Origin of the sequence: Psychrobacter sp. 1U1 (assembly GCF_051847535.1) — a bacterium.
Lineage (GTDB): Bacteria > Pseudomonadota > Gammaproteobacteria > Pseudomonadales > Moraxellaceae > Psychrobacter > Psychrobacter saeujeotis.
Genome location: NZ_JBPYDD010000001.1, coordinates 231,995 through 244,961 on the forward strand (window position 1 = coordinate 231,995; position 12,967 = coordinate 244,961).

The 12,967-nt window shown below is 44.3% G+C and carries 8 protein-coding genes; all 8 read left to right on the plus strand.

Annotation, left to right across the window (positions count from 1 at the left end; genetic code table 11):
* The 8 genes from tssC (at position 1) to ACS8FB_RS01015 (ending at position 12,967) form a co-directional block, all read left to right on the plus strand.
* A complete protein-coding gene (gene tssC / locus ACS8FB_RS00980) occupies positions 1-1,491 on the plus strand; it encodes a type VI secretion system contractile sheath large subunit (protein WP_439260604.1) in 1,491 nt (496 codons plus the stop codon).
* Positions 1,492-1,545: 54 nt separating this feature from the next.
* Positions 1,546-2,049: an Hcp family type VI secretion system effector gene (locus ACS8FB_RS00985; RefSeq protein ID WP_025651832.1), complete on the plus strand. Its 504-nt coding sequence runs from the start codon at positions 1,546-1,548 to the stop codon at positions 2,047-2,049.
* Between the two features lie 89 nt (positions 2,050-2,138).
* Positions 2,139-2,642, plus strand: a complete 504-nt coding sequence (tssE, locus tag ACS8FB_RS00990) for a type VI secretion system baseplate subunit TssE (protein WP_439260605.1) — start codon at positions 2,139-2,141, stop codon at positions 2,640-2,642.
* A gap of 77 nt (positions 2,643-2,719) precedes the next feature.
* Positions 2,720-4,543, plus strand: coding sequence for a type VI secretion system baseplate subunit TssF (tssF, locus tag ACS8FB_RS00995; RefSeq protein ID WP_439260606.1), 1,824 nt, complete (start codon positions 2,720-2,722; stop codon positions 4,541-4,543).
* Complete coding sequence (gene tssG / locus ACS8FB_RS01000; protein ID WP_439260607.1) at positions 4,507-5,547, plus strand: type VI secretion system baseplate subunit TssG; 1,041 nt, start codon at positions 4,507-4,509, stop codon at positions 5,545-5,547. Before tssF ends, tssG begins: the two co-directional genes overlap by 37 nt.
* 161 nt (positions 5,548-5,708) lie before the next feature.
* Positions 5,709-8,738: a type VI secretion system ATPase TssH gene (gene tssH, locus ACS8FB_RS01005; protein WP_439260608.1), complete on the plus strand. Its 3,030-nt coding sequence runs from the start codon at positions 5,709-5,711 to the stop codon at positions 8,736-8,738.
* Entirely contained in the window at positions 8,738-9,892 is a 1,155-nt protein-coding gene (tssA, locus tag ACS8FB_RS01010) for a type VI secretion system protein TssA (RefSeq protein ID WP_439260609.1), read from the plus strand. The genes tssH and tssA overlap by 1 nt, the downstream gene beginning before the upstream one ends.
* Positions 9,893-10,024: 132 nt before the next feature.
* On the plus strand, positions 10,025-12,967 hold the full coding sequence (locus ACS8FB_RS01015) for a contractile injection system protein, VgrG/Pvc8 family (RefSeq protein ID WP_439260610.1): 2,943 nt from the start codon (positions 10,025-10,027) through the stop codon (positions 12,965-12,967).

Consider the following 12,967-nt stretch of genomic DNA (forward strand, 5'->3'; position numbering starts at 1 on the left):
ATGAGTGCTCAAGCCCAGCAGAACATAGCAACCGATTCGTTGAATAATGAAAGCTACGACTTACTCGAAGAAATCGTCAATAAAAGTAACGTTGCCAAGTCCGATGATGAAAAGAACCGCGCGAAGTCGCAAATCGCAGAGCTGGCCAATGAAGTTATGCAAGGCACAGTAACATTATCAGATAATCTATCGGCATCAATTGACGCGCGTATTGCTCAGATTGATGCGCTGATCTCTAAGCAGTTGACTACGGTTATGCATGCTCCTGAGTTTCAGAAGCTAGAGTCTAGCTGGCGCGGTCTACATTATCTATGTAGCCAAACGCCATCAGAATCCATGCTTAAGATACGCATGATGAACACCACCAAGCGCGAGCTTACCAAAGACTTTCAATCTTCGATAGATTTTGATCAAAGCACGTTGTTCAAAAAGATATATGAAGAAGAGTTCGGTAGTTTTGGCGGCGAACCCTATGCAGCAATCGTTGGCGATTTTGAGTTTACTCGCCAAAACTCCGATATGTATCTGCTTGAGCAATTGTCTCATGTGGCAGCAGCTTCTCATGCACCATTTGTATCGGCTGCATCAGCTGAGATGTTTGGATTAGATTCATTTACTGACATCGGACGCCCTAGAGATTTATCCAAAATATTTGAAACGGCAGAATACATACGCTGGCGTGCTTTTAGACAGTCAGAAGATGCACGTTACGTGGCTCTTATGGTGCCTAGATTTTTAGGGCGTCTGCCTTATGACCCAAAAGAAGGGACAGTGGTTGAAGGTTTTAATTTTACAGAAGAAGTCTCGGGTAATGATCATAGCGACTATCTATGGGTGAATGCCGCTTATGCATTTGCATCGCGTCTGACTGCTGCCTTCTCAGATTATCGCTGGTGCGCAGCTATCCGCGGCGTTGAAGGCGGTGGCTTAGTTGAAGGGTTACCTGTCCACACTTTTAAAACCGATGATGGTGATTTGGCACTTAAATGTCCCACCGAGATATCTATCACTGATCGCCGTGAAAAAGAGCTGAGCGATTTAGGTTTTATTCCATTAGTCCATTGCAAAAATACCAATTATGCGGCCTTTTTTGGCGCGCAATCAGTACAAAAAGCCAAAACTTATCAAAACGATGATGCTAATGCCAACGCTGTGTTATCGACCCAACTACAATATATCATGGCAGTATCACGTATTGCCCATTACCTAAAAGCGATGATGCGCGATAAGGTTGGTAGCTTTTTATCGCCTGGTAATGTTGAGTCGTTTTTAAACGACTGGATTTCTCGTTATGTCTTGCTAGACGACGGCGCCTCTCAAGAAGCAAAAGCCCAGTACCCACTGCGCGAAGCTTCTGTACAAGTTGTAGAAGTGCCAGGTAAGCCTGGCGTCTACAAGTCAGTGGTCTTTTTGAGACCACACTTTCAGCTTGACGAATTATCTGTTTCTTTGCGTTTAGTCACTCAACTGCCGCAGTCTAGCAACAGCTAATCGTTTATTAAAATCCAACGTTAAATTTAAACTTCTCAAAACAAGGTATGTGATATGAAAGATATTTATATTCAGTTCCGTGGTAAATATAAGATTGACGGCGAGTCTCGTGATAGCGAGCATAAAGGCTGGCTTGAAGTAAATACATGGGACCATTTAATCCGTCAACCAAAGTCAGCGACAGCAAGTAGCGTTGGTGGTCACACCTCTGAGCGTTGTGAGCATGCTGACATGACGTTTATGAAAGATTTGGATTCTACTAGCCCTAAGCTATGGGAAGCTTGTTCAGCTGGTTATACTTTTGATGAAATTCAAATTGATTTCTATCGTGCCAACGGTGATAAGCGCGTTAAATATCTTGAAGTTAAACTTAAGCATGCGCTTATCGCTAGTGTTGAGCCTACTGTACGTTCAGAAGGCGTGCCAATCGAAAAAGTCGGTATCAAATATGCAGCAGTTGAGTGGACTTACACGCAACAAGATATCGATGGTACTGCTAAAGGCGCTGTGACTAAGAAGTGGTCGCTAGCTAATAACACTGCCACGTATACTGCTTAAGATCGGTAGTCTTACGTGATATGTATATATTGTGATTAGAAAGAAAGGTTTATATTTAGGCCTTTCTTTTTTTATTTTCTAAGATGGGAATGACTATATTAATGAATTACGCTGCTAAAGCATCTAATAAAGAAATCGGGTTTCGTCCAAACTTGTTTGAGCAGTTATTTGATGACCAGCCTCGTCAATTAGCGCATGAGCTTGTTGTGCGTCGTCTAAATATTGAGGAGTTAAAATCTTCTGTTGCACGAGACTTGGAGTCTTTATTGAATACGCGCTGTGTAGTGTCCGATAAGCTGCAAGAATATAAACATGTGCGCTCATCTATTTTGAATTTTGGAATACTAGACTTTGTAGGGCTAAGTAGTGCTAATCCAGCGGATTGCGATTACATTTGTCGTCAAATAGCACAAACAGTGGAGCAACAAGACACCCGTTTAAAAAACGTTAGAGTTTCACTGGATATTGGTGCCGTAGATGTTAATCAGCTTTGTTTTTCTATTGAAGCCTTACTGAAAGTTTACCCAGCACAAGAGCTGGTCAGTTTCGATGCTTTCTTTGAGCCAAGCTCTCAACGTTACTTAATAAAATAATCATTATTAACTTAATGAAATAACTACTATTACCGCTCAATCTATACAGTTAGCAGTGATAAATATATTGAGGCACCATGGACAGTCTACTTCCTTATTTTGAGCATGAACTTAGCTTGTTCAATAAGCAGTCGAAAGAGTTTGCCAAAAAGTACCCAAAAATTGCCAATCGGCTATTGATGGGACACGATACGGTAGATGATCCGCATATCGAACGGTTGATACAGGCTTTTTCGCTGATTAGTGCGCGCATTAATAAAAAGCTGGATGATTCATATGCAGACTTTACCGAGTCGTTATTGGAAGTTGTGTATCCCGACTACCTTAAACCTTTCCCTTCAGTATCCATCGCCCAATTTAATCTAGGTGTACAGGGCAATGCGATGAGTGAAGTTGTCTTGGTACCTAAACATACCGCGTTCTCTACCCAAAAAATAAATGGCACGCCTTGTCAGTTTCAATCAACCCAAGACGTTACCTTGCTACCACTAGAAATCGATGCTGTTAGTTTTGAGACTCATCAAGAAGTGTATGACAATCAGCATGGACTGCTCAATGGTTGTATTAGTATTAAGTTTAAAGTTCTTAACCCAAGCTTTAATTATCAAGCGTTACAGGATCACCCGCTGGATTTATATATAGATGAAGATGCCAGTCAAGGTACTAGCCTATGGGACTTGCTATGGTGTGATGTCAGACAAACTCATCTCCACGGTAGTCAAGTTAATAAAGTCGTTGGCAGTCCGTTTGAGATTATTGGCTTCGACCCTGAGCAGCAGATTTTGCCGACCCACAGAGTGAGTAATGCTGCTTCCGCTTTATTAAAAGAATATTTTTATTTTCCAGAAAAATTTAACTTTCTACGCTTAAATCTTGGTCATGCTTGCCCTGAACTAAAAATTGATAGCAGTGGTTTTGAGATTCGTTGTTATTTTAAGTTTGATAAAAAGAACACTATTCGCCTAAAAAACCTGCAACAGCTGAGTGCAAGCAGTATCAAATTATTTTGTACGCCAGTCGTAAACCTATTCAAAGCAGCAGCCAAGCCCATTCAAGTGACTCATCGTTCCATCTATTATGATTTAGTGCCCGATACCCGCGCGCTCTTTCAGCATGAAATTTATGAGGTCAATAAAGTTATAGAATCCAAACAAAATGATAATCGTTTAGTACAGCGTGAGTATCATCCATTTTATGCGCTGAATCATTATGAGCAGCAAGATGACGGTCGTTATTATCATATTAAGCGTGATAAGGATATGGCTGAATTTAAGCAGGGTTTTGAATATCAGATCATGTTTGTAGAAAAGAGCCGCGAAGATTTATCAGGTGCGGTCAGTATGAGTGCTTCTTTGCTATGCACCAATAGAGACTTGCCTGCCCAAGTGGTGTTCGGTCAAAGTCGTGGTGATCTGTTTAGTGAAGGGATGACTGGCTTTAGTAGTCTGTCATTGTTGAAGCAACCAACCAGAACCGCACGTTTTGAATACACCGGTGAAGAGCGCTGGCGACTGATATCACTCATTAGTTTAAATTTTTTATCACTTGCCGCCCAAGACGCTGAGCTGATGAAAGAGTATCTATCACTGTACGACATTACGCAATCAGCCTCAAATAAACTTTTGGTCGAAGGCATTGTCTCTGTTGCGACCAGTATTAAAGCTCGGCGTATTCAACGTTTGCCACAACCAGGATTTGTGCGTGGAACCGAGATTGATATTCGCATTAATCAAAAAAACTTTGCTGGTGTTAGTATCCGTCAGTTTGCCCATTTATTGGCTCATGTTTTTGGTTATCACGCCAGCTTAAATAGTTTTGTTGAAGTGGTCGTTAGTGATGCCGTAACCAAAGAGGAGATTTATAGATGTCAGCCACGCAGTGGTCTCAGTCCTCTTATTTAACGGATTTAATCGCGACGCCGCAAGCCTACGATCTATTGCAGGCACTGCGTTTGATTCGTCATGAAGCCTGTATGGGGCATGCATCTATTGAGGTGCGCTACCGTGCATCATTGTCTTTGGCGTATCCACAAGCTGAGATTGAGTCGATGTCACTAATCGCACAAGACAATATGGACGACAATGCTAATCAAATAGATGCCAGTCAAATAAAGACCAGTCAAGTAAAGGTTAGGCAATTAGAGTTGTGCCCAGCGGTCATCGGACTGACTGGCCCAATGTCTGTCTTACCAGCGATGTATACCGATCAGCTAGCATCGCGAGTGCATCATGCAAAAGATAAAGCGGCACCTGCGTTTTTAGACTTGTTTAACCATCGTCTGACGGATTTATATGTTCAAGCGAGCTGGTTTTATAATTTGCCGTTGCAGTATGAATTAAACGATAAAAAGGACAGCTACCTTTTAAGCCTGCGAGCGCTTGCGCGTCAGCCCAAGAAATTGACGGCAATAGACAGCTTGATTGCCTATGCTGGCATGATTGCCCCAGGGCGTCTGACTGCCGATCAATTAGCACATGTATTGTCACATTTTTTGGATAGCACAGTCAGTGTTCAGCAGTTCGTTCCTGAGTGGTTTGATCTACCAGCTACCGAGCAGACAGCGCTTGGTGGACAGTATGCAGCGCTTGGTGTGTCAGCATTTTGCGGCGCGCGTGCCGTGCAGTTCGACAGTAAGATTAGGATAGTATTTCATCAATTGGATGCTAAGCGCTATCTCAGGTTATTGCCTGCAGGCGATATGTATCGAGTCATCATTGATTTTATTCGTAAATGGTGCGGTGTGTGTTTGGCGGTCGAAATGCAGCTAGAGCTGGACAAACAATATATTAAGCCTTTGTCGTTATCTGCAGAGGGTTTTGGTGGTTTGGGGCGCGGTGGTTTTTTAATATCGCAGCCTGCTACTCAGCATCACGACGACACCCGTTATGCGTTACCTATTCAATGAAAGTTATAGCACAGTAAAAGGGTTCACAAGAAGAAGGTTATAGATCAGGAAGACAAGAAACAACCTTCGCCAATTCAGTTAGAGAGTTGTCAGTTAAAGAACTGGTATTGGATTTATAAATATAATTTTAAATCAAATGAGAATGCTAAAGGAAAAGATTTATGAGCCAACTAAAAGCTGTTATTACTCGTTTAAGTCCAAGCTGTCGACAGTGTTTGCAGCAGGCAGCTAGGCTTTGTATCAACAACGGACATCGCGAAGTCGATACCATCCACTTGCTACATGAACTCATTGTTACACCACATAACGACGTGGATCAGATATTAAAATTTAGTAAGATTAATCAACAGCTATTATTATCACAGCTAGCAGATTTACTAACTGGTTTTGGTCAGGCAACAGGCTCAACCCCTGTATTTAGTCAGAGCTTGATGGCTTTGTTAGAAGATGCGTGGGAGTTAGCGAGTAGCCTACATGGACAAAGTGAGAACAAAAACAGTCCGCTAGAAATTCGCTCAGGTCACATATTATTGGTTCTATTGACTTATGAGCGTTACCAGTCACTACTCAAAACCTTGCCGGAGCAACTACAGTATATCGATCGCTTTACCTTCAAAGACGATTATGATCGCCAATGTTTCGGTAGTACCGAAGGTAGTGGCTCAGTTAAGTCAGACAAAGCTGCGTTAAGCGAGAATGCCAATTTCGGTAGTTCAAAGTCTGATGGTACTGATTCTGATAACAGTCAAGATCAGTCAGAAATAAGCCAGACCACCAAGCAGCCCACACCTGCCTTGGATAAATATACTTATGATCTAACCGCCAAGGCCAGAGCTGAACAAATAGACCCAGTCATTGGTCGCGAGTTTGAGATTCATCAACTGATCGATATTTTGATTCGCCGTCGCCAAAACAATCCTATTTTGACGGGTGAGGCAGGCGTTGGTAAAACTGCTGTGGTAGAAGGCTTGGCACAAAAGATAGTCGCAGGTTACGTCCCTGATCAATTAAAAGATGTGACGATACGCAGTCTCGACATGGGGCTACTGCAAGCAGGCGCAAGTGTCAAAGGTGAGTTTGAAAACCGCTTAAAGCAAGTCATCGAAGAAGTTCAAGCTTCATTACACCCAATTATCTTGTTCATCGATGAGGCGCACACGCTTATCGGTGCTGGCGGGCAGGCTAGTCAAAATGATGCGGCAAACTTACTTAAGCCGGCACTGGCACGCGGTGAGCTAAGAACGATTGCTGCTACTACTTGGTCAGAGTACAAAAAATACTTCGAAAAAGACGCTGCTTTATCGCGCCGTTTCCAAGTCGTCAAAGTAGATGAGCCTGATATCGATACGGCGGTCGCGATGATTCGTGGTTTGAGTGCCAAGATGCAAGCGCATTTCGGTATATTAATAGACGATGATGCGCTACAAGCGGCGGTCGAGTTATCAGCACGTTATATCAGTGACAGACAATTGCCCGATAAAGCGGTAAGCGTGTTAGATACGGCGGCTGCACGCGTAAGCTTATCAAAGACTGCCATGCCCAATCAGCTTGATAGGCTAAAAGCTAAGGGTGTACAACTAGAGCAACACATTAATAATCTCAGCCAGCAGCTTGAGCGTATTGGCAGTGTTGATGAAAAAGAAAAAGTTAGCCAACAAATTGCCATACTCGATGAGCTGCGCCAGACGAATCAACAAAGCATTTCTGATATGACGAGCCGCTGGCAGGAGCAACGCCAGCTTAATGATCAACTTGATGCGCTCAACCAGCAGTTGAATAGCGAGCTAGATGACTCTAATACTCTTAGTGCAAAAGCGCGCTTAGAAAAACAAGTAGAGTACCAAAATATTGAGCAGCAATTAAAACAAGTACAAGAAGCAGAGCGTCTTATACATGCGGTACTAGATCGTCAGGTCATCAAACAAATTATTTCAGATTGGACAGGTATCCCGTTGACGGATATGGCAGGTAACGAAAAAAACCACATATTGACCTTGGCTGATACTTTGCAAGAGCGCGTCATTGGACAAGACCATGCTGTTGCCGCTATCGTCAAGCGTATTCATACAGCGAAAGCACGCTTAGATGATCCTAATCGTCCGCAAGGCGTGTTCTTATTAGTAGGGCCAAGCGGCGTTGGGAAGACAGAAACGGCATTGGCACTATCTGAAGTATTATATGGAGGAGAGCGTAATCTAATCACGATTAACCTGTCCGAATATCAAGAAGCTCATAGTGTAGCGTCTTTAAAAGGCTCGCCACCAGGCTACGTTGGTTATGGCGAAGGGGGCGTATTGACTGAGGCCATCAGACGCCGACCTTATAGTGTTCTATTACTTGATGAGGTGGAAAAAGCCCATCCGGACGTCTTGGATTTATTTTATCAAGTGTTTGATAAAGGGGTGATGGAAGATAGCGAAGGGCGTTTAATCGACTTCAAGAATACGCTTATTTTGCTGACCAGTAATATTGGTTCATCCGCTATTATGCAGCAATGTATCAACACTGATCCTACTGTTACTGATTTTAGCTTACCCGATAGTGACAGCCTAAGACAGGCAATCAATCCACATTTATATAAAGCCTTTAAACCCGCATTTTTGGGCCGTCTGACGGTGATACCTTACTATCCGTTGACTGATGACGCGCTAGCGGAAATTATTCGCCTTAAGCTAGATAAAATCACTGGTCGTATTCGTGATAATTACGATGTCCCTTGTATCGTCGATGCTGAGGTTATTGAGCTGATTTTATCGCGTTGTCATGAGGTTGACTCTGGTGCACGCAATGCGGACGCTATCATCAGTCATACGTTGCTACCACAGCTGGCAGGTCAGCTACTTGCTCATGATGATAGTCAAAGTGTACTGAAAAAGATTACGGTATGCGTCGATGAGAACGATGATTTTGCTTATCGTCTCGACTGCGATGCTATTGTGGCTCTCAATCAAATGGCGCAACACAGTGAAGATGAGACTGATACTAATTCTGACACTGAGAATAATACTAATCTTAATTCAAAAGGTCAGCTTGAAAGTAGCAGTAATGATCAAGTCAATACAGTAGCAACCAAGCAGCTAACTGCAAAACAGGTGGCTAGCAAAAAGACCTCTACAAACAAAGCTACTACCAAAAAGACTCCAGCGAAAAAAACGGCAACCAAAAAGATTACTGAAGAGGATTTATCATAATGAGTGTTGACCATTCTTCTTTAACCAGCATAGAAACTCTTATAGCGCCTATTGTGGATAGTCATCAAGGTGTCGGTGAAGACCTGACCTTTGACCCACGCATCGATGCTATCGTTGCTGCCCGTCAAGAAGATGATCCACTGCTGGCGCAAGGCAACTGGATCACTGAACTCAAAGTCGCTGATTGGGACTTTGTGAAAACTCAATGTACAGACTTGCTGACTAATACCAGTAAAGATATGAAGCTAGCATTATGGTACGTCGATGCACTCAGTCATACCGATCATCTAGCAGGCATTAATCATGGGTTACGCTTGCTACAGGAGTTAAATGATGAGTATTGGCTCACCATGTATCCACCACTAGATGGTGAAGACGATAGTATGGATATCAGAGCAGGTTTGCTCTCGTGGTTTGTCAAGGCTTTAACAGATGATCTCAAGCAACTACCGCTCTCTGATACTAAGATTGGCAATTATAATTATAATTACTATTTGACCGCACGTGACCATGATAAGCAGCGTCAGCAAAATCCAGATAGTGAAGACAGTAATCAGTTAACACTTAGTGATTATAACCAAGCTATTAAGAACAGTAGCGAGTCTTGGCAACAAGCCTTAATGACTGAACTTGGTAATATAACTACTCAGTGGCAGACCTTAACTGATCAGCTTAACGATCTCATGGGTATGGATGCTCCGGTTTTTGCGCCGGTGACTGATTTATTAATTGCACTCAAACAACATTTGCACCCGTTGATACCTGAACAATTTGATAATGCAGACAAAACTATTCAAGAGGGTATGACTGATGCGAATATCTATGATAATAGTAATGAGGATGTGACATCAAGGAATGCTGGACAGCCATCTGCCTCAACAAACGTCGTGTCAACAAGCTTTAATCCTACCAATCGCGATCATCAAAGCAACCGTCGGCAAGCACTCAAACTGTTAGGGCAAATACAAGACTACTTTGCAACCAATGAGCCGCACAGCCCAGTGACGTTTTTACTCGGTCGGGCGATTGATTGGGCAGATATGCCACTGGACCAGTGGCTCACTCATATTATTAAGAACGAAGATCAGTTATCCACACTATCGGACATGATTGGTATTCAGCCCAAACGTGAGTCATCAGATGATAGCTATTGATTCGTTTGTTAATTGGACAGTTGGTTGGGATGTACTAGAGGTTGGGCTGTTTGTTAGCTTGTAGTCTATCCAGAATATTTACACCTTGTCATTTTAAGCTTTAAACCTTGGACTTATAGAGAAGGGCACTTTATGGTATGGACTCAAACAAAGCGGAATGTGCAACTGAGTAGTGCTCATTCTGATATTGCCACCAGTCTCATTCAGCAGGCTGACTTGGTTGAAAGCTTACTGGGGTTGCCTTTGCCCGACAGCGTTTGGGGTAAGCCTGCGCTTATGCCAACGCCTGACGCTTATCCAAGCCCTTATCATCAAGATCAACGAGCGCAGACCTATCAACAGCGTCAGCTCGCTCTGTTTTGTGGCTACCGTATTAGCATGACTTTACTGCATCCTCAAGCAGGACTGGATATAAAGCAGTGGCTAGGGCAAAGTCTCTCGATACATTGGCACACGGGCGATACGCTACTGCCAAGCCAAACCCGTCACGGTGTCATCACCGAAGCTATTGCCCTTGGTAGCAACAGTGGCATGGCCGCGTATCGTATTATCTGCGAGCCTACTTTAAGCCAGCTACGCCTAAACAGTCATAACCGCCGTCATCATCATCTCAGCTTAAGCGAGCTTATCACCGATATTATCAGTCCATACGATATAAACGTTGAGATTGACGAGCGCTTAAGTAGCGCCAGCAATTACCATATACAGCACAGCGTCCAATATAACCAAACGGATCTGGCTTACTTGACTCAGTATTTGGCGCTTTTTGGCATTACTGGCTACTATCGTCATGAGGCGGACAAGCACACCCTAGTACTCATTCCCAACGACCATAGCGACTTACGTCCAGATCATAACGATATCCAGAGTATCCTTAGTCAAAACCTCGCCAGTCTCGCCGATAGACAAGACCGTATCACTGCCATATACCCACAAATAAGCCAGCACACCCAGCAAAGCGCTATACATCGCTATGACAATCGATTAGTAGGCACCTATACTGGCAACAGCACCAGCGAGCAAGCCATAGATACAGACAGCCCAAGCAGCCACAGCCGCTTCCTGCACAGTCATAGCTACCTAAATGACGACGGACTAACTGCGCTTGCTACCCGCTATCAGCAGCACGCCCAACAACATGCCAACCTTGGCAGTCTAACCGGCAATATTCGCCATCTGAGTCTACCAAGCGCCCACTACATCGACGGCAACCCGTATCTCACCGAGCCCCTAAGCCTAGTCTCCATCCATCATAGTATCAACAACCACATACCCGTAGACTGGCTCGGCGTAGCACCCTTTGACCCCTTAACCCTACAGCCCAACCCCAATCTAAAGCGCCAGCAGACCGATGACGATGACATCAACAACAATAATAATGACAATGACAACGTCCACCATATCACCGCTTGCTATCTGCCATTTCCGCATCATCACCATATTCCTTTTGGTGAACAGCTTACTAAACTTGGCGCACCGCATCCGAGTCTCACAGGACTCATGAGCGCTAGCATCATAGACACCAATAGCAGTAGTGCGGTAGATAATGACCGCAATCATCGCGCTCATATCCGTTTTCATTGGGAGGATGAAGAAAGCACTGACCAAAGCGCCCAGTGGATACCCATCGCCAGCCACTTAGTCGCCGACCACATGGGCCACACCCATCCTCTGCGCCACGGCCAACACGTCCTGATCGACTTTATCGGTGGCGATATTACCCATCCGATTATCATCGGTAGCACCCACAACGGACAAGGCAATGATAATGCCCAGCACAACCGCATTGCCAGTGACACAGACTTCATTGACGCCACCAGTCCTGTTTGGTTTATCAACCAAAGCCATGCCCATCCTATCGACGGCATCAAAACCCAAAGTATTGACAGCAGTCGCACTGGAGACGCCAATAAAGACAGCGCTACCAACGGCTACAACCAGCTTATGTTTGACGCCCACCCAAACAGTCCGCAAATCAACCTCTACAGCACCAGTTTTCAGTCCAGCTTGAGCTTAGGTCATCTGTACCAACACAGCGACCACACCCGAGGACAAGCGCGCGGACAGGGCATTAGTCTTGAGACTCAGGCCGCTGCCAACATTCAAGGCAGCAAAGGCATTCATATCAGTAGCAGTCAAACTGCCAGCCAAGCATCAAACGCTCATATGAGCCATAACAGTCATAGCCGATTGCAGACCGCCAACCAGTATCAAAGCGCCTATCAAGACTTAGCAGCGGCGCATCAACCTGTCGGGCTGGATAACAGCAGCAGTGATAAGCAAAACAACAAAGCAAACAATAAGCAAAACCAAGAACAGGCAACGCCCTTTGCCAAGATAAGTCGTGACACCAATGACAGCACCCTCAATGAGTCAGGACAATGGCAACAACCCCACCTCTTGATCGACTCACAGCGCCATCTTGCCCTGCTCAGCGGACAACACAGCCAGCAGACCAGCACGCAGAGTAGTCACAGCCATGCGACAGATAGCATTCACTACCACAGCCAAACCCAGATGAACCAATTAGTCGCTGGCGATATTCACTACTATTCAAACAAATCACAAACCCATACCGCCGCGTACGGCGATGTGACATTGCACGCCCATCAAGATGAGATGCGTCTGGATAGCGAGCAAGTGCTACGTATCCATAGCCGCGATAGTATTGAGTTTATCGCCCCTGATACGTTGACGCTAAAAGCGGCAGGGAGCGGTATTGAGATATCGGGTGGTAATGTGACGTTTATTACGCCCAAGCAAGTTGGGTATAAAGCGAGTAAGGTGGATTGGGGGAGTGGGGGTGGGGGAGCTTTAAACCGAGTCCATTTGTTTCAGGCAGAGATATCGGATGCTCCGATCTATACCACTCAGTTTCAACTATTAGACTCTGATAAAAAGCCTCAACCAAACATAAAATATGTAGCATTCTTAGAAGACGGAAAAGTTTTATCAGGTACTACTAATGCTAGTGGAGAAACTCAACAGTTTCAAACTGAAAATCCAGAAGAAATAGCAGTGCATTTTGCTACTGAATTATTGAGTGGTGTTAAAGTTACAAGGTCGGGAGATTAA

Coding starts and splice junctions, on each gene's coding strand:
- tssC (WP_439260604.1), top strand. CDS start 1: ATGAGTGCTCAAGCCCAGCAGAACATAGCAACCGATTCGTTGAATAAT.
- ACS8FB_RS00985 (WP_025651832.1), top strand. CDS start 1,546: ATGAAAGATATTTATATTCAGTTCCGTGGTAAATATAAGATTGACGGC.
- tssE (WP_439260605.1), top strand. CDS start 2,139: ATGACTATATTAATGAATTACGCTGCTAAAGCATCTAATAAAGAAATC.
- tssF (WP_439260606.1), top strand. CDS start 2,720: ATGGACAGTCTACTTCCTTATTTTGAGCATGAACTTAGCTTGTTCAAT.
- tssG (WP_439260607.1), top strand. CDS start 4,507: ATGTCAGCCACGCAGTGGTCTCAGTCCTCTTATTTAACGGATTTAATC.
- tssH (WP_439260608.1), top strand. CDS start 5,709: ATGAGCCAACTAAAAGCTGTTATTACTCGTTTAAGTCCAAGCTGTCGA.
- tssA (WP_439260609.1), top strand. CDS start 8,738: ATGAGTGTTGACCATTCTTCTTTAACCAGCATAGAAACTCTTATAGCG.
- ACS8FB_RS01015 (WP_439260610.1), top strand. CDS start 10,025: ATGGTATGGACTCAAACAAAGCGGAATGTGCAACTGAGTAGTGCTCAT.